The sequence below is a fragment of the Streptomyces sp. NPDC038200 genome (genome assembly GCF_055600785.1).
This window is the reverse complement of sequence record NZ_JBVJYH010000007.1, coordinates 39,915-66,011: the sequence shown is the minus strand read 5'-3', so window position 1 is coordinate 66,011 and position 26,097 is coordinate 39,915. Positions and strand designations below refer to the sequence as shown.

At 73.7% G+C, this 26,097-nt stretch carries 17 protein-coding genes; 10 read left to right on the top strand and 7 right to left on the bottom strand.

Annotated elements, in window-relative coordinates; genetic code table 11:
* Position 1: 1 nt before the first annotated feature.
* Complete coding sequence (gene ftsE, locus ACZ7KF_RS16820; RefSeq protein ID WP_030348507.1) at positions 2 to 691, bottom strand: cell division ATP-binding protein FtsE; 690 nt, start codon at positions 689 to 691, stop codon at positions 2 to 4.
* 247 nt (positions 692 to 938) lie between these two features.
* Here ftsE and ACZ7KF_RS16815 point away from each other — a divergent pair, with 247 nt between their 5' ends.
* Entirely contained in the window at positions 939 to 1,139 is a 201-nt protein-coding gene (locus ACZ7KF_RS16815; RefSeq protein WP_471074654.1) for a hypothetical protein, read from the top strand.
* Positions 1,140 to 1,233: 94 nt separating this feature from the next.
* On the opposite strand, the gene ACZ7KF_RS16810 is transcribed toward ACZ7KF_RS16815, so the two are convergent.
* The 4 genes from ACZ7KF_RS16810 to ACZ7KF_RS16795 all read right to left on the bottom strand — a co-directional run bounded on the left by ACZ7KF_RS16810 (position 1,234) and on the right by ACZ7KF_RS16795 (position 6,799).
* Positions 1,234 to 2,202, bottom strand: a complete 969-nt coding sequence (locus ACZ7KF_RS16810; RefSeq protein ID WP_471074652.1) for a hypothetical protein — start codon at positions 2,200 to 2,202, stop codon at positions 1,234 to 1,236.
* A gap of 296 nt (positions 2,203 to 2,498) precedes the next feature.
* Positions 2,499 to 3,605 carry a peptide chain release factor 2 gene (gene prfB / locus ACZ7KF_RS16805; protein ID WP_471074649.1) on the bottom strand — a complete coding sequence of 369 codons (1,107 nt, stop codon included), beginning with the start codon at positions 3,603 to 3,605 and terminating at the stop codon, positions 2,499 to 2,501.
* A 122-nt stretch (positions 3,606 to 3,727) separates the two neighbouring features.
* On the bottom strand, positions 3,728 to 4,954 hold the full coding sequence (locus tag ACZ7KF_RS16800) for a serine/threonine-protein kinase (protein ID WP_471074646.1): 1,227 nt from the start codon (positions 4,952 to 4,954) through the stop codon (positions 3,728 to 3,730).
* Positions 4,955 to 5,065: 111 nt separating this feature from the next.
* The gene (locus ACZ7KF_RS16795; RefSeq protein ID WP_471075451.1) at positions 5,066 to 6,799 is read right to left on the bottom strand and encodes a serine/threonine-protein kinase; all 1,734 of its coding nucleotides are present in this window, start codon (positions 6,797 to 6,799) and stop codon (positions 5,066 to 5,068) included.
* 420 nt (positions 6,800 to 7,219) lie between these two features.
* Between ACZ7KF_RS16795 and ACZ7KF_RS16790 the strand changes: the two genes are divergently transcribed.
* The 7 genes from ACZ7KF_RS16790 to ACZ7KF_RS16760 all read left to right on the top strand — a co-directional run bounded on the left by ACZ7KF_RS16790 (position 7,220) and on the right by ACZ7KF_RS16760 (position 21,959).
* Positions 7,220 to 11,236, top strand: coding sequence for an FtsK/SpoIIIE domain-containing protein (locus tag ACZ7KF_RS16790; protein WP_471074643.1), 4,017 nt, complete (start codon positions 7,220 to 7,222; stop codon positions 11,234 to 11,236).
* Positions 11,237 to 11,425: 189 nt separating this feature from the next.
* Positions 11,426 to 12,805, top strand: coding sequence for an ABC transporter substrate-binding protein (locus tag ACZ7KF_RS16785; protein WP_471074640.1), 1,380 nt, complete (start codon positions 11,426 to 11,428; stop codon positions 12,803 to 12,805).
* A 7-nt stretch (positions 12,806 to 12,812) separates the two neighbouring features.
* Entirely contained in the window at positions 12,813 to 14,156 is a 1,344-nt protein-coding gene (locus tag ACZ7KF_RS16780) for a carbohydrate ABC transporter permease (RefSeq protein ID WP_471074637.1), read from the top strand.
* On the top strand, positions 14,153 to 15,061 hold the full coding sequence (locus ACZ7KF_RS16775) for a carbohydrate ABC transporter permease (protein WP_471074634.1): 909 nt from the start codon (positions 14,153 to 14,155) through the stop codon (positions 15,059 to 15,061). Before ACZ7KF_RS16780 ends, ACZ7KF_RS16775 begins: the two co-directional genes overlap by 4 nt.
* A 155-nt stretch (positions 15,062 to 15,216) precedes the next feature.
* A complete protein-coding gene (locus tag ACZ7KF_RS16770; RefSeq protein ID WP_471074631.1) occupies positions 15,217 to 17,427 on the top strand; it encodes a bifunctional glycosyltransferase/CDP-glycerol:glycerophosphate glycerophosphotransferase in 2,211 nt (736 codons plus the stop codon).
* Positions 17,428 to 17,552: 125 nt separating this feature from the next.
* Complete coding sequence (locus tag ACZ7KF_RS16765) at positions 17,553 to 19,754, top strand: bifunctional glycosyltransferase/CDP-glycerol:glycerophosphate glycerophosphotransferase (protein WP_471074628.1); 2,202 nt, start codon at positions 17,553 to 17,555, stop codon at positions 19,752 to 19,754.
* A gap of 6 nt (positions 19,755 to 19,760) precedes the next feature.
* Positions 19,761 to 21,959, top strand: coding sequence for a bifunctional glycosyltransferase/CDP-glycerol:glycerophosphate glycerophosphotransferase (locus ACZ7KF_RS16760; RefSeq protein ID WP_471074625.1), 2,199 nt, complete (start codon positions 19,761 to 19,763; stop codon positions 21,957 to 21,959).
* Between the two features lie 94 nt (positions 21,960 to 22,053).
* Here ACZ7KF_RS16760 and ACZ7KF_RS16755 read toward each other — a convergent pair whose 3' ends face one another.
* A complete protein-coding gene (locus ACZ7KF_RS16755; protein ID WP_471074622.1) occupies positions 22,054 to 22,467 on the bottom strand; it encodes an organic hydroperoxide resistance protein in 414 nt (137 codons plus the stop codon).
* Between the two features lie 97 nt (positions 22,468 to 22,564).
* On the opposite strand from ACZ7KF_RS16755, the gene ACZ7KF_RS16750 reads away from it, so the two are divergent.
* The gene (locus tag ACZ7KF_RS16750) at positions 22,565 to 23,071 is read left to right on the top strand and encodes a MarR family winged helix-turn-helix transcriptional regulator (RefSeq protein ID WP_471074619.1); all 507 of its coding nucleotides are present in this window, start codon (positions 22,565 to 22,567) and stop codon (positions 23,069 to 23,071) included.
* Here ACZ7KF_RS16750 and ACZ7KF_RS16745 read toward each other — a convergent pair.
* Positions 23,019 to 24,641 (bottom strand): glycosyltransferase family 39 protein, encoded by a 1,623-nt coding sequence (locus ACZ7KF_RS16745; protein ID WP_471074616.1) that lies wholly within the window; start codon positions 24,639 to 24,641, stop codon positions 23,019 to 23,021. The genes ACZ7KF_RS16750 and ACZ7KF_RS16745 overlap by 53 nt on opposite strands.
* A 153-nt stretch (positions 24,642 to 24,794) precedes the next feature.
* On the opposite strand from ACZ7KF_RS16745, the gene ACZ7KF_RS16740 reads away from it, so the two are divergent.
* Positions 24,795 to 26,066 (top strand): glycosyltransferase 87 family protein, encoded by a 1,272-nt coding sequence (locus tag ACZ7KF_RS16740; RefSeq protein WP_471074613.1) that lies wholly within the window; start codon positions 24,795 to 24,797, stop codon positions 26,064 to 26,066.
* Positions 26,067 to 26,097 lie beyond the last annotated feature (31 nt).

Below are 26,097 nucleotides of genomic sequence, written 5' to 3'. Positions count from 1 at the left end.
GTCAGTGCTGGTAGCCGTAGACGCCGCGGGCCTGGTCGCGGACGAGGCGGCCCTTCTCCAGCTCGATGACGCGCTTGCGCATCTGGTCCACGATGTTCTGGTCGTGCGTCGCCATGATGACGGTGGTGCCCGTCCGGTTGATGCGGTCGAGCAGCTTCATGATGCCGACGGAGGTCTGCGGGTCGAGGTTGCCGGTGGGCTCGTCGGCGATCAGCAGCTTGGGCCGGTTGACGAACGCGCGGGCGATGGCGACGCGCTGCTGCTCACCGCCGGACAGCTCGCCCGGCCTCCGGTCCTCCTTGCCGCCGAGCCCGACGAGATCGAGCACCTGCGGCACGGACTTGCGGATCTCGCCGCGGGACTTGCCGATCACCTCCTGCGCGAAAGCCACGTTCTCCGCCACCGTCTTGTTCGGCAGCAGCCGGAAGTCCTGGAACACGGTCCCCAGCTGGCGGCGCATCTGCGGCACCTTCCAGTTGGAGAGACGGGCGAGGTCCTTGCCCAGCACGTGCACCTGGCCGTGGCTGCACCGCTCCTCACGGAGGAGGAGCCGCAGAAAGGTGGACTTTCCGGAGCCGGAGGACCCCACGAGGAAGACGAACTCGCCCTTCTCCACCTCCAGGGAGACATCCCTGAGCGCGGGCCGGGTCTGCTTGGGGTAGACCTTGGAGACGTTGTCGAATCGGATCACGGATGCACCACGGGTCGCCGGGGGTAGATGAGCGTGACCATACGCGAACCGGGTGTGCAAGTGCAGTCGCAGGTTGAGGTTGGGCAAGACTTGTGCCTATTTGTACCGCCCCCTGTCCGCGCCTCCTCCGCACGGGCCCCGCGCACGCCGGGCGGGAACCTGGCACAGTGGAAGGGGAAGCGAAGGGGAACGTTCTCGTTCCCGTGAGCGTTGTACGTGTGATGGCCGGTGCAAGGAGGGCGAGCGCATGACGTACGACCGGTTGGTGTGCGCGAACTGCGCGGCGCCCGTGAGCGAGGGCCGGTGCCCGGTGTGCCGTGCCAACCGCCAGCGACTGCAGCAGGAGGGCTTCTTCGGGGGCCTGAACGGGCTGAACCCGATGGCGCTGATCGCGCTGCTGGCGCTGTTGATCGCCGCGGTGGCGCTGCTGGCGCACCAGACCGTGTGACGTAGCCCGCGAAAGCGTCGTAAGGGCCCGGAGCGCCAAGCTCCGGGCCCTTACGTTCATGCTGTGCGTGCGATGCGTGAGCGTATGGCTACGCTCAGGCCGCGGCGCCGCCCCGGCCGTTCACCAGGCGCGGGAGAACGCGGAAGCCGATGCCACCGGCGATCATCGTCGCGGCGCCCACGAGCAGGAACGCGGTCTGGCCGGCACCGGTCTCGGCGAGCTGCTTGTCGCCGCCCTGGGCCGTGGTGTCGGAGCCGGTGTCGGTCAGCTGCGAGGAGCCCTCGTCCTGCGGAACGTTGTCGTTGCCGCCGTCGGGGGTGGTGTGGTTGCCACCGGTGCCGCCGGAGCCGCCGTCGGTGGAACCGCTGGTGCTGCCGGAGTCACCGCCGGTGCTGGAACCGCTGGTGCCGCCGTTGCCGCCGGAGTTGCCGCCCGAGGTGCCGTTGCCGCCGGAGTTGCCGTTGCCGCCGGAGTTGCCGTTGCCACCGTCGGTGCCGTTACCGCCGGAGTTGCCATTGCCGCCGTCGGTGCCGTTGCCACCATCGGTGCCATTGCCGCCGTCGGTGCCGTTACCGCCGTTGGTGCCGTTGCCACCGTCAGTGCCGTTACCGCCGTTGGTGCCGTTGCCACCGTCAGTGCCGTTGCCACCGTCAGTGCCATTGCCACCATCGGTGCCGGTGCCACCATCGGTGCCGCTGTCGCCGCCGATGGAAGCGTCACCGCCGATGGAAGCGTCACCGCCGATGGAGGCGTCACCGCCGATGGAGGCGTCACCGCCGGTCGAGGCGTCACCGCCCGTGGAGGCGTCACCGCCACTGGCGGCGGCACCGCCCGAGCCGTCCGTGCCGCCGTCGGTGCAGATACCGATCGGGCAGCCGCCGTCGGTACCACCGTCGGTGTTGCCGCCGTCGGCGCCGACACCGCTCACACCCAGGCTGATCGGGCCCGCCTGGACGTCGAGGTCCAGGGCGGAGGCCGCGCCGGCCGCGGTCAGCGACGCACCGGCCGCGATCACGGCGCCGGCGGCTATCCGCGCGACCCGGATCCGCGTCTTCTTCGTCATATGGTTGCTACCCCCAGTAGCTGTACGTCAATGAGGCTTCGCGTGGGGCGTGCCGTGATCGACGGAGGCAGCTGGTGACGAAGTGGCGTCAACTCGATCCCCCGGTTCACATGCGCCCCGCAAGTACGCATGCCGCGGCTCACCTTTCCCATTTTTCAAAGCAACGTCAAGGGCGTTGCGGGCGCAATGTCCGGTGGGGAGGTGTTTGCGGAGAGTTGAAGCCTGTGAGTGTGATGTAAAACCCAGACAAAAGAACAACTGCCGCCTCGGGGGCGGCAGTTGTCATGTCGACAAAGTTACTTCTCCTGCTGCTTGCGCCAGCGAATGCCGGCCTCCAGGAACCCGTCGATCTCGCCGTTGAACACGGCCTCCGGGTTGCCCACCTCGAACTCGGTGCGCAGGTCCTTGACCATCTGGTAGGGGTGCAGCACGTAGGAACGCATCTGGTTGCCCCAGGAGTTGCCGCCGTCGCCCTTGAGGGCGTCCATCTTGGCCTGCTCCTCCTGCCGGCGGCGCTCCAGCAGCTTGGCCTGGAGGACGTTCATCGCGGTCGCCTTGTTCTGGATCTGCGACCGCTCGTTCTGACAGGAGACCACGATGCCGGTGGGGAGGTGCGTGATACGGACCGCGGAGTCGGTCGTGTTGACGCCCTGGCCGCCGGGGCCCGAGGAGCGGTACACGTCGATGCGCAGGTCGGACTCGTCGATCTCGACGTGGTCGGACTGCTCGACGACCGGCAGCACCTCGACACCCGCGAAGGAGGTCTGGCGGCGGCCCTGGTTGTCGAAGGGCGAGATACGCACGAGGCGGTGCGTGCCCTGCTCGACGGAGAGGGTGCCGTAGGCGTAGGGCGCCTGCACGGAGAAGGTGGTCGACTTGATGCCGGCCTCTTCCGCGTACGAGGTCTCGATGAGTTCGGTCTTGTAGCCGCGCTGCTCGGCCCAGCGCAGGTACATGCGCTGGAGCTTCTCCGCGAAGTCGGCGGCGTCGACGCCACCGGCCTCGGCGCGGATGTTGACGAGCGCCTCACGGGCGTCGTACTCGCCGGACAGGAGGGTACGGACCTCCATCTCGTCCAGCGCCTTCTTCACCGAGACCAGCTCGGACTCGGCCTCGGCACGGGTGTCCGGGTCGTTCTCCTCCTCGGCCATCTCGAAGAGGACAGCGAGGTCGTCGATACGGCCGCGCAGCCCCTCCGCCTTCCTCACCTCGGCCTGGAGGTGGGAGAGCTTGCTGGTGATCTTCTGCGCCTCGTCCGGGTTGTCCCACAGGGACGGGGCCGCCGCCTGCTCCTCAAGCACGGCGATTTGTGCCCTCAACGCATCGAGGTCCAGAACGGCCTCGATCGACTCCATGGTCGAGGAGAGGGACTTCAGCTCTTCGGATACATCGACGACTGCCACGCTTCAAGCCTAACGGCTCCGCCGAGTGGCGAGTGAGCCCTTGCCGGCAGGGGGCCCGGAGCCGCGGTGCCGCCGGCCTCCTCGCCGCCCCGGCCGCCCGTCCCGACCGGCCGGGAAGCGGTTCAGGGCGCCGACGTGCTGTGGTTGGCCGGTGCCGGCCGGTCGTCCCCGTCGGCGGACGCCAGCCACGCGCCGACGCCCACCGCCGCGGCCACCGCCACCCCGGCCACGCCGAGGGTGATCCGGCGCCGCCGCACGGTGGCCCGGTGCCGCGCCGAGCCCGGCCGGGGCGTACCGGGGGTCCGGGGAGCGCGCGCGGTCCCGTGGGCCCCGCCGGCCAGCTCGTCCGGCGCCGGCACCCGCATCGACGTGTGCGTGTCCCGGTTGGAGTCCGGCTTGGCGCCGGGCACCAGGGAGACCGCGCCCCGGCGCCGTACCGGCTCGTCGCCCGTCGGCGCCGCCGGGGCCGGTTCCGCCGCCTCCTCGTCGGCGGGCCCCGGCTCGTCCACGTCCAGCGGCGGCATCCCGGCCAGCAGGGGCAGCTGCTCGCGCAGCCGCGCCGCCAGCTCCGAGGCGCGCAGCCGGGAGGCGGGGGCCTTGGCCAGGCACTGCACCAGGAGCTGCCACAGCTCCTCGGGGATGCCGGGCAGCGGGACGACGGTCTCGGTGACGTGCCGGCGCAGGACCGCGCCGGGGTGTCCGCCGCCGAAGGGCGTGAAGCCGGCCAGCAGCTCGTACAGGACGGTCGCCAGCGCGTAGATGTCCACGGCCGCGCGGGGCGGCAGGCCCTCCACGATCTCCGGGGCGAGATAGTCGGGAGTGCCGATGATCTTCGTGGCGCGGGTGCGCTTCGGCGAGTCGATCAGCTTGGCGACGCCGAAGTCGGTGAGCAGGGCGGGGTGGGCGCCGCCCGGCCCGAGCGGGCCCTGCATGTCGAGCAGGACGTTCTCGGGCTTGACGTCGCGGTGGACGACCCCGGCCGCGTGGGCCGCCGCCAGCGCGTCGGCGACGTCGGCGACGATCGCCACGGCCGCCTCGGGGGCGAGCCGCCGCTCCCGCTCCAGCCGGGTGCGCAGGTCGGTACCGCGGACGAGGTCCATGACCAGGGCCAGGTCGTTGCCGTCGACCACCAGGTCGCGCACGGTGACGATGTGCGGGTGCTCCAGGCCGAGCAGCGCGGTGCGCTCCTGCACGAAGCGTCCGACGAGCTCCTGGTCGGAGGCGAGGTCCTCACGCAGCAGCTTGATGGCGACCGGGCCGTCCGGCCCTTCGCCCAGCCACACCGTGCCGGCGCTTCCCCGCCCCAGGATCTGGTTCGCGGTGTACCGGCTGCCGATCTTCCGTGCCAAGACTGCTCCTACAGACGCGTGTTGTCGTTAAAACTACGCGTCCGAGGAGCCAACCTTCACCGCGGAGACGGAAATCACCCGCCAGATGTCGACAAATCCCTAAACCAGCGATCAGTTTCCGCTGCCGGACGAGCCGCCCAGATCCTTGATCCAGCGGGCCGCCGTGCCCACCCAGTCGGTCAGCTGGTCCCAGTAGCCCTTGCCGGTGCCGATCCAGTCCTGCAGCGGAGTCAGCTCCCAGATCAGCCAGCCGGCCACGAACAGGATGACGATCGTGAACAGGCAGCCCTTGAGGCAGCCCAGACCGGGGATCTTCATCGGGTTGGCGCCGCGCTGCCGCGGCGCCCTGGGCTCCCGCGCGGGCCGCTGCGGCTCGGGCGGGGCGGGCGGGGCGTACCGCTGCGGCTGCTGGGGCTGCTGGGGCTGCTGCGGCGGGGCGTACTGCTGGGGTTGTTGCTGCGGATAGCCGTAGCCGGGGGACTGCTGCGGGTGCCGGCCGCGGGGCTGGGGCTGCTGCGGGCGGCCCTGCGGGGCCGGGCGCGGCTGCTGCTGGGGCCGGGCGACCTGGCGCTGGGGCCGGCGGCGCAGCGGGTCCTCGTCCGGGTCCAGGTACTGGATCTGCGTCTGCTCGTTGCGGTCGCGGGCGGCCCGCAGCTGCGACTGCCAGGGGTGCGGCTGGTCCGGCTGCTGCCCCTGCTGGCCGTACTGCCCCTGCTGGCCCTGCTGGCCCTGCGGTACGGGTGGCAGGACGGCCGTCGGGTCCGCCGCGCCCGTGTTCGGCAGCACGGCGGTGGGGTCGGCCGCGCCGGTGGGGCCGTTGGTGTGCGGCAGCACGCTGGTCGCGGCGTTCGGGTCGTACGCCCCCTGCGGCGCGTTCGTCGGCAGCACCTGGGTGGGGTCGGCGGCGCCGGGCACGCCCGGGACGGCGGCCGGGTCCGGGTCGGGCGCGAGCAGCGCGCCGACGCCCTCGGCCGCGGCGATCTGCGCGGCGTTCGCGTGCACGCCGACGCCCTCCGCGACGACCCGCAGCCCGCGCGCGAGGTTCTCGGCGCTGGGCCGCTGCTCGGGGTTCTTGCGCAGGCAGCGCTCTATGACCGTCCACAGCGGTTCCGGGACGGTGGAGGGGCGGCGCGGCTCGGCGCTCAGGTGCTGGTGCAGGACCTCCAGGGCGCTGCCGCCGGAGAACGGCGGGCGCCCGGTGACCAGTTCGTAGAGCAGGATGCCGGCGCCGTAGATGTCGACGGCGGAGGTCTGCGGGCGGCCCTCGGCGGACTCCGGTGCCACGTACGCGGGCGTGCCGACGAACTCGTGGGTGCGGGTCAGGCCCGGGGAGTCGGCGAGGCGCGCGATGCCGAAGTCGGTCAGCATCGGGTGCATCTGCCCCCCGTGCTGCATGAGCAGCACGTTCGCGGGCTTCAGGTCGCGGTGCACGACGCCGTCGGCGTGGCTCGCGGCGAGCGCGTCGGCGATCTGGGCCGTCATCAGCGCGGCGGCGACCGGGGTGAGGGGGCCGTTCTCGCGCAGGTAGCGGTGCAGGTCGGGACCGTCGACGAGGTCCATGACCAGGGCCAGCAGGTCGCCCTCGACGACCAGGTCGCGGACCCGGACGATGTTCGGGTGGGTGAGCCGGAGCAGGACGGAACGCTCGCGCAGGAAGCGCATCACGATGTCCGGGTCGCTCGCCAGCTCCTCCTTGAGGACCTTGATCGCGACGGTCTCGCCCGGCTGGCCGGGCACGGCCGCCTCGGCGCCCGCGGTCTCGCGCTGGCGGGCACGCCAGACGGTGCCTGTGGCGCCGCGTCCGAGCGGCTCCTCAAGCAGGTACTTGCTGCCGACTGGCCGCACGTCACGCGCTCCCTGCTGGTTGCTGTTGCTGCTTTCCTGCATTTCCGGTGTTCCGGTGTTCCGGTGTTCCGGTGTTCCGACCCAACTCTAGTGCCGTGCTTCAAGGCACTACGTACGCGTTCCCGAGCATGTTCGGGGAGTTCGACGGAAAGACGCGCGTGCCCGTCTCCTGGTTGCCGGAGCCGGACGTGACCGATCTCAACTGATCGCCTGTGGCGTACTGGTCAGGCACTTTTGGGGGCAGAGCCGACCAATCAAGATCACTTCTGCCCGGGTCCCGGGCGCGTTGTCGGCGGCAGGTGCGAGGATGCCTCCAGCAGCTCGCCGGGACGGCTCCGACGGCTGCTGGCCGACGTGCTCGTGGGGGTGGGGGGAAGTCCGCGCCCGCGCAGACCCGCGCAGAAGGGACCGCTGACGCCGATGCAGATCCGGCTGACCGTCGTAGACCCGCTCGGCCCGTCCCCGCAGCGGGGCCGCGCCGCGAGCCGCGACGTGCTGGTCACGGCGCCCGCGGGCACGGAGCTGGCCGCGGTCGCGTCGGCGCTGGCCGGGGCGGTCACCGGCGAGACCGGCGCGGGCCGGGAGGCGGGCGGCGCGTCCGTGGTGCTGTACACGGGCGGGGAGCGGCTCGACCCCCGCCGCAGCACCCTCGGCGAGCCGCCGCTGGTCGACGGCGTCGTGCTGTCCCTGGGCGCCCCGGCGGCCCCCGAGCCGCATCCCGAGCTGGACGACGCCCCGACCCAGCTGCACGTGGTGGCGGGTCCGGACGCGGGCGGGGTCCATCTGCTGCACGGCGGCCGGATCACCGTGGGCCGCTCCGCCGACGCGGACGTCCCGCTGGACGACCCCGACGTCTCGCGCCTGCACTGCGTGGTCACCGTCGGCGCGGACGGCCGGGTCTCGGTCGCCGACCTCGGCTCCACGAACGGCACCTCCCTCGACGGCGCACGGGTGACGGACCGGCCGGTGCGCGTCCCCGCCGGGGGCCTGCTGCGGATCGGCGAGTCCGCCCTGCGGGTCACGCCGTGCGCGGGCCCCGGGACGCGGGTGCGGACGGTGCCCGACGGCGAGGGGTGTGTGCGGGTCGCCCCGGGGGACGGGGACGGTGGCTCGTCGGCCCCGGGTGCGCCGGGAGCGGGATCCGCCGTCCCGGCCGCGCCGCACGCGCGGGAGGCGTCGCCGGGTGCGGTCGGCCCCGGGAGCCCCGGCGGTGGACGGTCGCCGTCGGCGGGAGCGGGAGGCCGGGGCGGGGCCACGGCGCCTTCGGCCGGTGCGGGCCGTTTCGGCGGCGAGGACCGTTTCGGCGGGGCGACGGCGCCTTCGGCCGGTGCGGGGCGCGCCGGCGGGGCGGGCGGCGCCGTGGCGGGGCCCTCCGGGAGCCCGCATCATGCCTACGGCTCCCACGACTCCGCCGGCTGGGGTTCCTCCGGCGGTGGCGTGGACGCCCAGGAGCACCGGCGCGGACGGTCGCCGGTGGTGCCGGGGCAGGCCGGGGCCCCGAGTGTGGAGAGCCGACGGGGGACGGCGTCCGGCGGGGACACCCACGCGGGGCGCTTCGGCGTCGGCGGGCCGGGCGGGACGCCCCGGGCCGCGTCCGCCACCCCGTACACCGACACCCCGTACACCGACACCCCGTACACCGACACCCCGCACACCGACATTCCGTACTCCGCCGCGACGGACGCCGAGGACGCGCGGGCGGACGGACGTGGGAACACTCCGCTCGGGGGCGCCGAGGCCCCGCAGGGCGCCCGGCGGCGCGGGCTCGGCGCCTGGGCGCGCCGGCTGGCCGGCGGACGCGGGGAGCAGCCGGCCGGCCCGGAGGCGTACGACCGTACGGCCGCCCGTCCCGGCGGCGTCCCGGCCGCTGGTGCCCCGCGGCAGCCGGAGACCTGGCCGGACCCCGCCGCCCTGCTGCTGACGGCCCTGGGCCCCGGGCCCCGGCTGTGGGAGCGGGGGCCCGGACACTCCGAGGCGCTGACCGTGCGGCTCGGGACGGCCGACCGGAGCGCACCGGACGGCTCGGGTCTGCTGCCGGCCGTCCCGGTGACCACCGCGCTGCGCGAGGTGGGCGCGCTGGGCCTGGCCGGTCCGCGCCCCCGGCTGTCCGGGCTGGCGCGCGCGGTGCTGGCCCAGCTCGCCGCGCTGCACTCCCCCGACCTGCTGGAGATCGTGCTGATCAGCGCGGACCGCGCACGGCCGGTGGCGGACCGTACGGCCGAGTGGGCCTGGCTGGGCTGGCTGCCGCACGTGCGGCCGGGCCACGGCCAGGACTGCCGCCTGCTGCTGGCCTACGACCGCGAGCAGGCGGCGGCCCGCGCGGAGGAACTGCTGCGCCGGGTGGACGACCACGCGGCGACGGGCCGGACCGCGGCCCACCCCGGCGCGGCCCGCGACGCGTACCCCGCGACGGCACCCGGCGCCGAGGGACGGCCCCTCGCGTCCGGTTCGCCCTCACAGCCCCCCGGCTTCCCCGAAGCCGGCGCGCGCCCCGGCGGCTCCGGCGCTCCCGGACACCCCCCGCACCCCGTACCGGACCCGCACCCCGGCACCCCGGGCTTCCCCGGGTCCCCCCACCCCGGCGCCCCCGGCATGACCTCGCCGACCGCTCCCTCCTCCCGGCCCCCCGGACTCTCCGGCTCCTCCGGTCTCCCCGGTGCCGGTGCTCACCGCGGCGCGTCCGGCGGCCCCGGGCACACACCGCCCGCCGGAAACCCGGGCCCGCCCGGTCAAGGCGCGCCCCCCGCCCCGTACGCCGCCGCCCGCCCCCACGCCGGGACCGGCGTTCCCGCTCACCTCTCCGCCTCCCGTCGCCCCTCCTGGGCCAGGGAGGACGCGGGCGGGGGCGGCTTCGCGGGGCCCTTCACCGTCGTCGTCGTGGACGGTGATCCGGGCGGGGCCGCGCTGCGGGACTCTCTCGCGCGGCTGGCCGTGGCCGGGCCGCGGGCCGGGATCCACGTGCTGTGCCTGGCCGAGACCGAGCCCGCCGCAGCCCCCTCCACCGGCTCGCCCCACTCGCCCGGCTCCCCCGCGACCGGCTCCGCGAGCCGGACGTACGAGGACGCGTGCGCGGTGACGCCGACGTTCCGGCACTGCGGTGCCGTGGCGCTGCTCAGCGGGGACGTCGCCGCCGCGCTGCAACTGCTGCGGGTCGCGCCGGGCGGTCCCGTCGCCCCCGGCACGCTCGCCACCGTGGACGCCGTCTCCGCCGCCTGGGCGGAGCGGTTCGCGCGGGCGCTGGCGCCGCTGCGCCCGGACGGCCCGCCCGGTGAGCCGTACGCGCGCGTCGCCACGCCGTTGCCGCAGTCGGCGCGGCTGCTGGACGAGCTGGGGCTGGCCCGCGCCACCCCGGCCTCGCTGATGGCCCGCTGGGCGGACGCGGCGGACGACACGGAGTCGCCGGGCGGCCGGGCGCGGGCGGTGCTGGGTGCCGGGCCGCGCGGGCCGGTCACCGTCGACCTCGTGGCCGACGGGCCGCATCTGCTGGTCGAGGGGCCGGCCGGCAGCGGCCGTACCGAGCTGCTGCGGACCGTGGTCGCCTCGCTGGCCGCAGCCGAACGGCCGGACCGGCTGGCCGTGGTGCTGCTCGACGGCCGGGACGGGACCGGGGCGGGCGCCGGGCACGGTGAGGGCCTGCGCGTCTGCACGGACATACCTCATGTGACCACGCACCTCATCGCCAACGACCCCGTGCGCATGCGGGAGTTCGCGCAGTCCCTGACCTCCGAGCTGAAGCGCCGGGCGGAGTTGCTGGGCCGCACGGACTTCGCGCAGTGGCACGCGGGACACGAGGTGTCCGGCCGGATCGTCGCCCAGCGCGCCGCCTCCCCCTCCTCCGGCTCCGGTGACATAGAGGCGCCGCCCAGCTCCACCCTGCGGCTGCGGCCGGGCGCGGCGGCCCGGCGGCGGGCAGCGGCGGCGCCGCCGCTGCCCCGGCTGGTGGTGGTCGTCGACGACCTGGACGCACTGGTCTCTCCCCCGCTCGGCTCTCCGGGGCGGCCCGCGGCCGGCTCGGTCGTACGCGCGCTGGAGGCGGTGGCCCGGGAGGGCGAGCGGCTCGGGGTGCATCTGGTGGCGGCGGCCGGGGCCGACGGCCGTACGGCGGAGACGGAACCGGCGCGCCTGGCGGCCCTGCGGGTCGGGCTGGACGCCCCGCAGCCGGGGCCGGACCAGCCGGCGCCGGGGCGCGGCACGCTGGTGGGCGCGGACGGGCGGGCCGTGGGCTTCCAGGGCGGCCGGGTGACCGGCCGTATCCCGCGTACGGCGACCCAGCGGCCCACGGTCGTCCCGCTGGACTGGCAGCGCATGGGCGACCCGCCGACCCGCCGGCCCGTGCGGGAGCTGGGCAACGGCCCGACCGACCTGGCCCTGTTGGCGAGCGCGGTGGAGCGGGCGGCCCGGCAGGTCTCGGCGGCGGAGGTGCCGTCGCTCCTCTGAGTGATCCTGCCGTCCGGCGATCGCCGGAAAACGGCGCGCATACACCCCTGGTCACGAGCCGGTCACGATGCGCCGGTCGACACCGCAGGCGCTCTTGCCCACCCGGAGCGGCCCGGCGTACACCGGACCGCACGGGACAGAGTTCTGACGTTCAACGACGTTCAACGGAGAACGACGAACGGGGAAGTGATGCGCAGCAAGAGCAGCACGTTCCGCACAGACAGGGCCGTCACCACACTCGCCGCACTGCTCGCGGGAGCCCTCGCGCTCACCGCCTGCTCCGGCAGCGACAACGACAAGAAGGGCAGCGGCCGGAAGACCGGCGCGCCCACCGGTTCCACCGTCACCCTGCCGCAACTGGACGGCGCCCGGCTGGAGGTGGCCGCCGTCTGGACCGGTGGGGAGCAGGCCAACTTCAAGAAGGTTCTCGCCGAGTTCGAGAAGCGCACCGGCGCGAAGGTCACCTTCGTGCCCGCGCAGGACCCGATCATCAACTTCCTCGGTTCGAAGGTCGCGGGCGGCCAGCCGCCGGACGTCGCGCTGCTGCCGCAGCCCGGCGCCATCAAGCAGGCGGTGCAGAAGGGCTGGGCCAAGCCCGTCGGGCCGGAGGGCCGAAAGGAGCTGGCGAAGAACTACTCGCAGGGCTGGCAGGACATCGGCAAGGTCGACGGCAAGCAGTACGGCGTCTACTACAAGGCCGCCAACAAGTCGCTGATCTGGTACAACACCAAGGTTTTCGAGAACGCGGGCGCCCAGGAGCCGAAAACCTGGCAGGACCTGCTGACCGCCTCGCGGGCGGTGTACGACTCCGGGGTCACGCCGTTCTCGGTGGCCGGCGCGGACGGCTGGCCGCTGACCGACTGGTTCGAGAACATCTATCTCTCCCAGGCGGGCCCGGAGAAGTACGACCAGCTCGCCCAGCACAAGATCAAGTGGACCGATCCGTCGGTGAAGCAGGCGCTGACCACGCTCGCCCAGATCTGGGGCAAGAAGGACTACCTGGCGGGCGGCCAGAGCGGCGCGCTGCAGACGGAGTTCCCGCAGTCTGTCACCCAGACCTTCACCGGCGGCGACCAGCCGAAGTCCGCGATGGTCTACGAGGGCGACTTCGTGCAGGTCAACATCGGTGAGACCAAGGCGAAGGTGGGCACGGACGCGAAGGTGTTCCCGTTCCCGGCCGTCGGCTCGGCCGCGCCGGTGGTCTCCGGCGGTGACGCGGCCGTGATCCTGAAGGACTCCAAGGCGGCGCAGGCCCTGGTCGCCTTCCTCGCCTCCCCGGACGCGGCCACGATCCAGGCGAAGCTCGGCGGTTACCTCTCGCCGAACAAGAACGTGCCGGTCTCGGCGTACCCGAACGCGGTGCAGCAGAAGATCGCCAAGGCGCTGATCGCGTCCGGCGACGACTTCCGCTTCGACATGTCCGACCAGGCTCCGCAGGCATTCGGCGGGACGCCCGGCAAGGGCGAGTGGAAGGACCTTCAGGACTTCCTGAAGAACCCGAAGGACATCGCGGGCGCCCAGGCGAAGCTGGAGAAGGACGCGGCGGCGGCGTACGGGAACGGGGGCTGATCCGGCCATGGCGTCGGCAGCGGCGGCCGGGGCTCCACCGGGCCCCGCCGCGCCCCGCAGTCGCAAGAGCGTGACCGGCACCCGCAGGACCGTGGCAGCCCTGTTCCTGCTGCCCGCGCTGGTGCTGCTCGGCGCGCTCGTGGTCTACCCCATCGGGTACTCGATCGTCCGCAGTTTCTCCAACGCCTCCGGCGACGGCTTCGCCGGGTTCGACAACTACACGACCCTGTTCACCGACGACGGCATCCGGACCGCCCTGAAGAACAACGTCATCTGGGTGGTGTTCGCGCCGACGGTCTCCACCGCGCTCGGTCTGGTCTTCGCGGTGCTGACCGAACGGGTGCGCTGGGGGACGGCGTTCAAGCTGGTCGTCTTCATGCCGATGGCGATCTCGATGCTGGCCGCCGGGATCATCTTCCGGCTGGTGTACGACCAGGACCCGGACAAGGGGGTCGCGAACGCGGTGTGGGTGGGCGTGCACGACACGTTCGCGCAGGCGTCGGCGTTCCCCAAGGCCCACCCGGGCCGTGAGTCGCCGCTGGTGGCGGAGGGCGGCGGCTTCGTCACCAAGGACGCCGTGCACGCCGGGCGGCCGGTCGCCCTGCCCCTCGTCGGGGTCGCTCCGGACCAGTTGCCGGACGACGTGCGGAAGGCCGCCGCCGCCCGGCCGGAGCCGGGCGAGGTCACCGGCACCACCTGGCAGGACTTCACCCGCGGCAAGGGCGTCGGCAGACTCGGCGCGCCCGATCCGTCCGAGGTGGGCTATGCCGGGATGCGGATCGAGGCGGTGAAGGACGGCAAGGTGGTCGCCTCGGCGACGGCGGCCGGCGACGGCACGTTCACGCTGCCCGCGGCGGCCGACGGGGCGCGGCTCAGGCTGCCGGCGAGCAACTTCAGGGAGCCCTACAACGGCGTCGAGTGGCTCGGCCCGGCGCTGGTCACCCCGTCGATCATCGGGGCGTACGTGTGGATGTGGGCGGGCTTCGCGATGGTGCTGATCGCGGCCGGGCTGGCGGGCGTGCCACGGGAACTGCTGGAGGCGGCGCGGGTGGACGGCGCCACCGAGTGGCAGGTGTTCCGCAAGGTCACCGTGCCGCTGCTGGCGCCGGTGCTGGCGGTCGTCGTCGTGACGCTGATGATCAACGTGCTGAAGGTGTTCGACCTGGTGTTCATCATCGCGCCGGGCTCCTCCCAGGACGACGCGAACGTGCTGGCGCTGGAGCTGTACCGCAAGGGCTTCGCGGAGAGCCAGCCGGGCATCGCGAGCGCGATCTCGGTGTTCCTGCTGCTCCTGGTGATCCCGGTGATGCTGTTCAATATTCGGCGCTTGCGGCGGGAGGTCAGGCGATGACGGCGACCGCCGGAAGGGTCGGGAAGGCCGAGTCGGTCCGGGCGGTCGGGGCCGGGCGGTCGGTCGGTGCCCGGATCACCGGGAAGCTCGGCGGCGGACTGGTCCGCGTGGTCCTGATCGTCGTGGGCCTGTTCTGGCTCGTGCCCACGATCGGCCTGCTCGTGTCCTCGCTGCGGGCGCCCCAGGACATGAGCGCGAGCGGCTGGTGGACGGTGTTCTCCAAGCCCTCCCAGCTGACCGTGGACAGCTACCAGAAGCTGCTGGAGAACTCCGACATCACCCACTCCCTGGTGAACACGGTACTGATCACGGTCCCGGCGACCGTCCTCGTCGTGGTGATCGGGGCACTGGCCGGGTACGCGTTCGCGTGGATGGAGTTCCCGGGCCGGGACTGGTGGTTCCTCGGTGTGGTGAGCCTGCTGGTGGTGCCCGTGCAGGTGGCGCTGATCCCGATCGCCGAACTCTTCGGTGACCTGGGCCTGTTCGGGACGATCTTCGGGGTGATCCTGTTCCACACCGGCTTCGGACTGCCGTTCGCGGTGTTCCTGCTGCGGAACTTCTTCGCGGAGATCCCGCGCGAGCTGCTGGAGGCGGCCCGGCTGGACGGCGCCGGGGAACTCCGGCTGTTCGCACGGGTCGTGATGCCGCTGGGCGGCCCGGCGATCGCCTCGCTCGGCATCTTCCAGTTCCTGTGGGTGTGGAACGACATGCTGGTCGCGCTGGTGTTCACCAAGTCGGGCACCCAGCCGATCACGGTCGCCCTCCAGACGCAGGTACGGCAGTTCGGCAACAACATCGACGTGCTCGCACCCGGTGCGTTCATCTCCATGGTCATCCCGCTGGCCGTGTTCTTCGCGTTCCAGCGGCAGTTCGTGTCGGGGGTGATGGCCGGCGCGGTCAAGTAGCCACGAAAAGGACACCTTTCGAGGGGCGGGTCTTCAGGGGCCCGCCCCTTCGCGTTCACCTGATGTAGCCCGAATGCCGTACGGGCCCGTAACCACGTCACTCCATCGGCCGTTGCCGGGCAGAACGCCCGCGCCGACCGACCCATGGATGTCCCTTGCCCAGGTTCAGTGTCATCGTCCCCGCGTACCAGGTCCAGGCGTATCTCCCCGCGTGCCTGGACTCGGTGCTCTCGCAGTCGTGGTCCGATCTGGAACTGATCGCGGTGGACGACTGCTCGCCCGACGCCTGCGGGGCGCTCATCGACGAGTACGCGGCCCGCGACGCCCGCGTGAAGCCCGTGCACCTCCCCGAGAACCGGGGGCTGGGCCGTGCCCGGAACGCGGGCATGGCCGAGGCGACCGGTGACTACCTGGTCTTCCTGGACAGCGACGACACGCTCACCCCGGACGCGCTGCGGGCGATCGCCGACCGGCTGAAGGAGACCGGCGACCCGGACGTGCTCGTCTTCGACTACGCGCGCACCTACGGGGACGGCCGGGAGGTGCGCAACCAACTGGCCGCCCAGCTCACCGAGCAGGGCCCGGCACCGTTCCGGCTGGCGGACCGGCCGGGGCTGCTGCGGGTGCTCATGGTGGCCTGGAACAAGGCGTACCGGCGGGAGTTCGTCACGGAGCAGGGCTTCGCCTTCCCGCCCGGTTACTACGAGGACACCCCGTGGACCTTCCCCGTGCTGCTGACGGCCCGGTCGATCGCCACCCTGGACCGGGTGTGCGTGCACTACCGGCAGCGCCGGGGCAGCATCCTGGACACCACCAGCCGTCGGCACTTCGATCTGTTCGAGCAGTACGACCGGGTGTTCGCGTACCTGGCGGAGCGACCCGAACTCGACCACTGGCGGCCGGAGTTGTTCCGGCGGATGGTCGACCACCACATCGCGGTGTTCACCCGGCGGGACCGGCTGCCACGCGGCAGCCACGGCGAGTTCCTGCGCCGGGCCCGCGCCCACTACGCCCGTCACCGGGTGCCCGGCGGGCCCGCCGGGCTGCGGCACACCCTGGTCCGCTTCGGACTGCACCGCACGTTCCGGGCCCTCCAGCTGGCCGCGGCCGTCCGCCGGAGGACGGTGAAGTCCGCGGTGAAGCCGGCCCGCGCCCTGCGCGCCGGCGCGCTCCGGCTGCACTACCGCATCCAGCTGCGGCTGCCGCTGCGGGCGGACCGGGCGGTGTTCACCGCCCAGGAGGGGCGTGGCGACCCGGCCGCGCTGGAGGAGGCCTTCCGGACGCACGCCCCGCACCTGCGCACGGCGTGGATCGCCGGGCCCGGGCAGGAGCACGCGGTCCCGCCGGGCCCGCGCCGGCTGACGCCCGGCACGGCCGCCTACTGGACGGCACTGGCCCGCTCCCGCTACCTGGTCAGCGACGCCGGCTTCGGGCGGCGGCTGCGCAAGCGGCCCGGGCAGGTCTTCGTGCAGACCCAGCAGGGCACCCCGCTGGGGCACGCGGGCCTGGATCTGCAGGAGCGCCCCGCGGCGGCCCGGGACACCGACTTCGCGGAGCTGCTGCGGGGCGTCGACCAGTGGGACTACGTCCTGTCCGGCAACCGGCACGCCACCCTGACCTGGGAGCGGGTCCACCCGGGCCGCTACACCACCCTGGAGTACGGACTGCCCCGCAACGACGTCCTCCAGCGGGCGACCACGGCGGACGTGGCCCGGCTGCGCTCCGCGCTGGGCGTCCCGGAGGGCGCGGTCGCCGTCCTGTACGTGCCCGCGCACCGCGACTACCGGCGCACCCAACGCCCCCTGCTCGACCTGGAGCGGATCCTGCGCCGCCTGGGCCCGCGCTTCGTGCTCCTGGCCCGCACGCACGGTCCCGTCCGGGGCACCCGGATCATCGACGTCTCCGCTCACCCGGACCTGTCCGACCTGTGCCTCGCCTCGGACGCGCTGCTCACCGACTACGCGCCGGTCATGTTCGACTACGCGAACCTGGACCGGCCGATCGTGGTGCACACCGAGGACTGGGCGGCGTACGAGGCGGCCCGCGGCGCCTACTTCGACCCGCGGGCCTTCCCGCCGGGCGCGGTGGCGCGCAGCGAGGACGAGCTGATCGACATCTTCGCCACCGGCCACTGGCGCGGCTCGCGCTCGGAGGAGCTGCGGGCGGCGTTCCGGGAGCGGTTCTGCCCGTGGGACGACGGGCGCGCCGGCGAACGGGTCGTACGGCGCGTGGTGCTGGGCGAGAGAGAGCTGCCCGCGGTGGTGCCGCTCGCGGAGCGGCGGCCGGTGCCGTCGGCCTGCGCCCGGTCCCCGCTGGCCACCGTGCCGCAACCTTCCGGCCCCCTCCCCGTCACCGAGAGCAGTTGAACACCGTTGGTCCTCCCGGGAGTTCCTGTGCCCCTCGGCTCGACGCGGCCCGCCCCGAGCCGGCCGTCCACCTGGCGTCCGGCGGGACGGCCCGGCCGCGTCCGCAAGACGACAGAAAGAACCACATGCCCCGCTTCAGCATCATCGTCCCCTCCCACGGGGTCGCCGGCCGGCTGTCCCAGGCCCTGGACTCGGTCCTCGGCCAGTCCTTCGGCGACCTCCAGCTGATTCCGGTCTGCGACGCCCTCGACGCCCCGGCCGCCGCCGTGGCCGCCGGATACGCGGAGCGGGACTCCCGGGTGACCCCGGTCCACTCCCCCCCGTCCGCCGGTCTGAGCGGGGCGCGCAACGCCGGGATGCGGGCGGCCACCGGCGCGTATCTGCTGTTCCTGGACGGCGACGACCTGCTGCTGCCGGGCGCGCTCGCGGCGCTGGACGCCCGGCTCGCCGAGACCGGTGGCGTGGACGTGCTGTACGCCGAGCACGAACGCGCCCCCTGGTGGGAGGGCGAGCCGACGAACCCGGCCGCGCCGTTGCTGAAGGGGGCCCCCGAGGGCGTCTTCGCCCCCGCCGACCTGCCGGAGCTGACCGGCGTGCTCCTGCCGGCGTGGAGCGCCGTCCACCGCCGTGCCTTCCTGGTCGAGCACGGGCTCACCTTCCCGGACGGCTGCTTCACCGACCTCGGCTGGGGCGGGCTGGCCGGCATCGCCGCCGAGCGGATCGCGGTGCTGCGCCGGCCGGTCGTCCGGCACCGGCTGCGCCGCCAGGGCAGCCGGCTCAATCTGCCCGGGCCGCACCAGCACAACCTGCTGGACCAGGTGGAACGGGTGCTGACGCGGGCGGCGGAGCGCGCTCTGCCCGTCCAGCGGACCGGGCCCCTGTTCGACCAGCTGTTCGCGGTGGTGCTGAAGACGGCGTCCCGGCCGGAGCGGCTGCCCGCCGGGCACCGGGCCTTCTTCCGCCGCGCGGCCCGCCTCCACCGGCGGTTCCGGCCGGCCGGCCACCGGGTGCCGGCCGGCAGCCTGGGCGTGCAGCACCGGCTGCTGGCAGCGGGCGCGTACGCCGCCTTCCGGTCCCTGCGCGGCGTCAACCGGGCGGCCGGCGGCGCCGCCCGGCGGCTGCCCCGCCCGCACATGCTGCGCACCCGGCTGCGCTACGCCCGCGACCTGCGCCGCCCGCTCGACCCCGAGCTGGCGGTGTACTGCGCCTACTGGGGCCGCGGCTACACCTGCAACCCGGCCGCGATCCACGCCAAGGCCCGCGAACTCGCCCCGCACATCCGCTCGGTGTTCCTCGTCGAGGCCGGCCAGGAACACGCCGTGCCCCGGGACGTCGAGTACGCGGTGATCGGCTCCCGTCGCTACTGGGAGGTGCTGTCCCGCGCCACCTACCTGGTCAACAACGCGAACTTCGCCGAGGGCGTCGTCAAACGGCCCGGCAGCGTGCACCTGCAGACCCAGCACGGCACACCGTTGAAGACGATGGGCGTGGACCAGTCGACGTACCCGGTGGTGGCCGCGCAGTCCGGCAGCTTCACCAAGCTGCTGGGCCGGGTGGACCGCTGGGACTTCAACCTGTCGGCCAACCGCCACTCCACCCAGATGTGGGAGCGCGCCTTCCCCGGCTCCTACGAGCATCTGGAGTACGGCTATCCGCGCAACGACGTCTACTACACGGCGACCGCCCGTGACGTGGCCCGGATCCGGCGCGCACTGGGCGTGCCGGAGGGAAAGACGGCCGTGCTGTACGCGCCGACCCACCGCGACCACCACACCGGCTTCGAGACCGGCCTGGACCTGGAGGCGTTCTGCGCGGCGGCCGGCGACGACGTCGTCGTGCTGCTGCGCGCCCACTACTTCTACGACCGGGGGCCCGCGAGAAGCTCCGGCCGGATCATCGACGTCACCGCGCACCGCTCCGCCGAGGACGTGTGCCTGGCCGCGGACGCGCTGGTCACCGACTACTCGTCGATCATGTTCGACTACGCCAACCTGGACCGGCCGATCGTCGTGTACGCCGACGACTGGGACGTCTACCGGGAGACCCGGGGCGTCTACTTCGACCTGCCGGCCGAGCCGCCCGGGCTGGTCGCCCGGACCCCGGAGGAACTGGCCGCCGTCTTCCGTGACGGTTCCTACGCGGGCCGCGAGGCCGGGGCGCTGCGGGCCGCGTTCCGGGAGCGGTTCTGCCAGTTCGACGACGGGCAGGCCGCCGAGCGGGTGGTGCGGCGGGTACTGCTCGGCGAGCCCCCGGAGGCGGTGCCGCCCGTGATCCCGCTCGCCGAGCGCATCCCCGCCCCCACCGCCGCGACCCTCGTGAGGAGCTGACCCGCCGTGCCCCGCTTCAGTCTGATCGTGCCCTGTTTCAAGGTGCAGGGCTTTCTGCGCGAGTGCCTGGACTCGGTGCTCCAGCAGTCCTTCGGCGACTTCGAGCTGATCGCCGTGGACGACTGCTCCCCGGACGGCTGCGGCGCGATCCTGGACGAGTACGCCGAGCGCGACCCGCGCGTGAAGGTGCTGCACCTGCCGGAGAACGTGGGCCTCGGCCGGGCCCGCAACGCGGGCCTGCCCGAGGCCACCGGTGACTACCTGTTCTTCCTGGACAGTGACGACACGCTCACCCCGGGCGCGCTGCGGGCGATCGCCGACCGGCTGACGGAGGCCGCCGACCCGGACGTGCTCGTCTTCGACTACGCGCGCACCTACTGGTGGGGCGGCACCCGGCGCAACGTCCTCGCGGACCTGCTGGCCCGCGAGGACACGTTCAGTGCCTCGGAGTATCCGCAGGTCCTGGACCTGCTGATGGTGGTGTGGAACAAGGTCTACCGCCGGGGGTTCGTCGCGGAGCACGGCTTCGCGTTCCCGCCCGGCTACTACGAGGACACCCCCTGGACCTTCCCGGTCATGCTCAGCGCCCGCCGGATCGCCGCCCTGGACCGGATCTGCGTGCTCTACCGGCAGCGCAGGCAGGGCAACATCCTGTCCACCACCAGCCGCAAGCACTTCGACATCCACGACCAGTACGAGCGGGTCTTCGCGTTCGTCGCCGGGCGGCCGGAGCTGGCCGGCTGGCGGCCGTACCTGCACCGCAAGATGGGTGAGCACTGCCTGGACATCCTCGCCAAGCCGGACCGGCTGCCGCCCGCCGACAAGGCCGAGTTCTTCCGGCGTACGGCGGAGATGTTCCGCCGGCACCGGCCCGTGGACGCCGTGGTGGACGGCGAGGTCGCGGTGCTGGAGGGCTCCTGGACCGGGTACCGGCTGCGGCGGCAGGCCGTGCGGGCCGGGCGGGAGGCGGCCCGGCGGGCGGAGCGGGCGCGCCGGGCGGCCGCCGCGCGGGCCCGCACCGGCTGGGCGGCCGTGCGGGCGCACCGCCCGCTGGACGAGAACCTCGTGGTGTACTCGGCGTCCTCCCATCGCGGCCTGCTGGGCGATCCGGCGGCGGTCTACGCCGCCGCGTGCGAGATCGCCCCGCGGCTGCGGGGGGTGTGGGTGGTGCGGGACGCGGAGACGGCCGCGGGGCTGCCGCCGGGCGTCGAACACGTGATCGTCGGCTCGCGGCGCTATCTCGACGTGACCGCGCGCGCGAAGTTCTTCGTCAACGACGTCAACTGGCCCGGCGCTCTGGCCAAGCGCCCGGGCAGCGTGCACATCCACACCCACCAGGGCACCCCGCTGAAGTACGCGGGCGCCGATCTGCTGGACAAGCCGGGCGCCCGGCTCGGCTTCGACGTGCCGCAGATGCTGCGCCGGGCCGACCGCTGGGACCACAGCCTGGTCGCGAACCGCCACTCCGAGCTGGTCTGGGAGCGGGCCTACCCCTGTCACTTCGCCTCGGCGCGCACCGGCAGCCCCCGCAACGACGTGCTGGTGAACGGCGGTGCCGGCGACTTCCGGGAGCGGCACGGCATCCCGGCGGACCACCGGGTCGTGCTGTACGCGCCGACCCGCCGGGACTACCGCCGGGGCGGGCACGTGGACCGGATCGACCTGGCCCGGTTCGCGGCCGACCTCGGCGAGGGGCACACGCTCGTGGTCCGGTTGCATCCGACACTGGCGGCCGGCCCCGCGCGGGGCATGGGGCTCACGGAGCTGGCCCGGCGCCGGGTCGTGGTCGACGCGACCGACGAGCCGCGGGTCGCGGAGGTGCTGCTCGCGGCGGACGTGCTGGTCACGGACTATTCGAGCCTGATGTTCGACTACGCCGTGCTGGACCGGCCGATCGTGCTGCACGCCGACGACTGGGCGGCGTTCCGGGCGAGCCGGGGCACGTATCTCGACATCACCGCCGAGCCGCCGGGCCATGTCGCGTACTCGGGGCGGGAGCTGGCCTGGCTGTTCGGCTCGGGTGCGTGGCGGGACGAGGAGTCGCAGCGGCTGCGGGCGGACTTCCGGGCCCGGTTCTGCGAGTTCGACGACGGGCGGGCGGCCGAGCGGGTGGTGCGGACGCTGCTGCTCGGCGAGCCGATGCCGCAGTCGTCGGTACGGATCGTGGGCCAGTCCGCGGCTCCGGACGCCCTCACGTCGGCGTAACCGCCGGCCCGGAAACGCCCGGGGCCGGCCCGGTCCCGGAACGCCCGAGGGGGCCGGCCCCGTCCCGGACCGGCCCCCGACTTCCCCTCGGCGACTACTCGATGACGAGGTCGACCTCGATGTTGCCGCGGGTGGCGTTGGAGTACGGGCAGACCTGGTGGGCGGTCTCGACCAGCTTGCGGCCGGTCTCCTGGTCCACGGTGTCGGGCAGCTCGACACGGAGGACGACCTTCAGCCCGAAGCCCTCGCCCTGCTTGCCTATGCCCACCTCGGCGGTGACGGCCGCGTCGCTGACGTCGACCTTGGCCTGGCGCCCGACCAGCCCGAGGGCGCTGCCGAAGCAGGCGGCGTAACCGGCGGCGAAGAGCTGCTCCGGGTTGGTGCCCTCTCCGTTGCCGCCCAGCTCCACCGGCGGGGCCAGCTTGAGGTCGATCTTGCCGTCGGAGGAGACGGCACGGCCCTCACGGCCGTGGGTGGCGGTGGCGACGGCGGTGTAGAGCGCGTCCATGGAGACCATCCCTTGTACGAAGTCGGTGTTCCGGCGGCCCCTGTCCCGACCGCCGCACGGCCCAAGTAGAGCACACAATTAAGTTGTGCACAACTAAATGGCCCGCTGGAGCTACCCTGGAGTCATGACCGCCACCGCTTCCCCCGACGCCGACTGGCTCCGCCTGGACCGCCAGATCTGCTTCTCGCTGCACGCCGCGTCCCGCGCCTTCAACGGCGTCTACCGCGTGATCCTCAAGGACCTCGGGCTCACCTATCCCCAGTACCTGGTGCTGCTGGTGCTGTGGGAACAGGGCGACCTGCCGGTCAAGAAGCTCGGCGAACAGCTGCGGCTCGACTCGGGCACGCTGTCCCCGCTGGTCAAGCGGCTGGAGGGGGCCGGTCTGGTGCGGCGCGAGCGCAGCGCCGAGGACGAGCGGTCCGTCCGGGTCCACCTCACCGAGGAGGGCGCGGCGCTGCGCGAGCGGGCCCTGGAGGTGCCGCGCCGGATCATGTCGGCGACCGGCTTCGACCTGGCGGAGATCGGCGAGCTGCGCGCCCGGCTCGACCAGCTCACGACCGCGCTGGACGCGGCGGCACAGTCGGAGGCCCGGTCCGCCCGCTGACCGGGCGGACGTACAGCCGGACGGCCGCCCCGCCCCGTACGGCCGCCTCACGGCCGGTGAACTGCTGCCAGAGGACGGCGGCCTTGGCGCGTTCGACGGGGTCGGCGGGGGCCGCGCGGCCGGCGAGCAGCCTCCGGTCCGCGACGACCCAGACCCGGTCCAGCCGGGCCAGTCTGCGGCGCAGCTCGGCCGCGCCGGCCTCCCGCCCGTACAGCGTCCCGGACTCGGCCGCCCCCGTCACCAGCGCCACGTCCACGGTCCCCCGGAACGCCCGGGGATAGGTGAGCGCCGCGTTCCGCAGGGACGCCGGCAGGAACAGCACCGCGTCACCGGGTCCCAGCCGCCGCGCGGCGGACCGGGAGACGGCGGCCAGATCATCGGCCCGCGACCCCGGCTCCCGGTCCTTCTGGAGAAGGGGGAACTGGTGGAGGAGGGAGAGGGCGAGGGCGAGCACACCGGTGAGGGTGACGGAGGAGGACCACGACAGGAGGCGCCTCGCCGGCCGGCCGGGCGGCCCCGGACGCCGCACCGTCCCGGCCGCCCGCCGGGCCCCGCACGCCACCGCCCCCGCCACCCGCTCGGCCCCGCACGCCACCGCCAACGGCGCGCCCGACAGCGCGAACAGCACGTACCGGTCGACGTACAGCGGCGACAGCTGGGACGCCAGCATCAGCGCCACCGGCGGCACCACCGCCATCGGCACCGCCACGCCCGCGCACGTCACCTCCCCGCGCCGCCCCACCAAGGTCACGAGCCCCACCACGGCCAGCCCGAGACACACCCAGAACACCGCGTCCGCCGGCCCCAGGAACCTTCGCAGCAGCCCCTCGGCCGTCTCCGTCGTGGGCGTCCGCAGCCACGCCAGCTGTGCCGCCTGCCGCCGCGACACCACCACCATCGGCAGCAGCGCGAGCGCGACCGCCGCCGCCGCGCACCCCCAGCCCCGCCACACCCGCGCCCCGGCCCGGGCCAGCGCCAGCGACACCGCGTGGGCGAGGAGCAGCAGCACCGCGAACTCGTGCAGCCAGCAGGTGAGACCGAGGACGACGCCGTACGGCCACCAGGAGCCGTTCCGCACGGCCCGCACGAACAGCAGCGTCGCCCCGGTGGCACCGGCCGCGACGAGGGCGTAGGAGCGGCCTTCCTGCGCGTAGTGCCCGGCCATCGGCGTGACGGCGTAGAGCAGTCCGGCCCACAGGCCGACGCGCGGCCGGACCAGCCGGGTGCCGAGGGCGGCCACCAGGCCCGCCGTGCCGGCCGCCGCCAGCACCGACGGCAGGCGCAGGACGACCTCGCCGGGATGGACGGCGAGGACGGCGTGCAGCAGCAGGTAGTACAGGCCGTGCACCGCGTCCACGCCGTGCAGCAGGTGCCAGATCTGGGGCACCGTACGGCGCCCCACCTGGAAGCTGACGGCCTCGTCGCGCCACATGCCGTCCCGGTCGAGCCCCCAGAGTCCGAGCGTCAGCATCACCAGCGCGGGCACACCCGCGGCGGCGGTCCGCGCGAGCCGCTCCCGGAGGTGCCCCGGTACCCGGCGGGGTGTGTGCCTCGTTGCACCGGTCGGCACGGCAGTGGTCGCTCCGGCCGCCCGACGCGACCGCGGTTTCGCAGGAAGCCCGACGTTCACCATGGACCGATCTTTTGGGATTAACCAGCATTTGCAGTCATTGACGGAGTATCAGCATGGATACCCCATCCACACCGCTTAGGCTCCCATGTGATGAACCGTCTCCGCGTCACCCCCGGTCCGGTCCTCACCGTCACCGCCATGTGGCTCATCACCCGTGCCCTGATGCTGTGGCTGATCGCCCACAGCGGTGCCCGGCCGCTGGGCGGCGGTTCGGTGACCCGGGAGGTGTGGCGGCTGTACTTCCACTGGTACGGCGTCCTCGCGCACGGCTCCTTCCCGGTGCACGACAGCCTGTGGCAGTACCCGCCGGGCGCGGGCGCGGTGCTGCTGGCGCCGGGCCTGCTGCCGGGCCTGACGTATTTTCAGGCGTTCGTGCTGCTCTCGCTGGCCGTGGACGCGCTGACCACGGCCGCGCTGGTCCGCGCGGGCACCCGGCCCGGACGGAGCCTGCTGGGCGCGGCCCTGTGGACCGGCGGCCTGCCGCTGCTGCTGCACCTGCCGCTCGCCCGGTACGACGTGCAGGTCACCGCCCTGGCCGTGCTGTCGCTGCTGGGCACGGCACGCTCCCCGCGCGCGAGCGGCGTGTTCGGGGCGCTGGGCGCGCTGGTGAAGGTGTGGCCCGCGCTGGTGCTGCTGGGCACGCCCCGGGGCCGGCCGGCACGGACGGCGTGGACGTGGGCCGCGGGTACCGGGATCGCGTGCCTCGCCGTGTGCGCGGCCTTCTTCACCCACCCGCTGTCCTTCCTGCGGGAGCAGGGCGGCCGGGGCGTGCAGATCGAGTCGCTCGGCGGTACGGCACTCAACCTGGCCCGGCACGCGGGGTGGCCGGGCCGGTCCCGCTACCGGTACGGGGCGATCGAGATGGTGGGCCCGCACGTGCACGCCGTGGCCACCGCCTCCCTCGCGCTGACGGCGGTGGCCTTCGGGCTGCTGGTGCTGTGGCGGGTGCGGGCGCGGCACTGGAGCGCGGCCACGCCCTACGACGCGGCACTGAGCGCGGTGCTGCTGTTCACGGTCACCAGCCGGGTCATCAGCCCGCAGTACATGATCTGGCTGGTCGGGCTGGCCGCCGTGTGCCTGACCTCGCGGCACACCAGCCAGCGGCCGGTGACGGTGCTGGTCCTGGCGGCGTGCGCGCTGAGCACGGTGGCGTACCCGTTGAACTACCACGAGGTGGTCCAGGGCACCTGGACCGGGTGCCTGCTGATGCTGGGCCGGAACGGGCTGCTGACGGCCGCCGCCGTGCTGTCCTTCACGCGGCTGTGGCGGGCCGCGCGGCCACCGGCCGCCAAGAGCGTGCCGGCGACGGAACCCCGACCCGGCTCCGACCGTCTTCCCGGTCGAGCGCTGAGCGTCTCTTGACGGGGCGTCACCGGACATTTCTCCGCCGCCG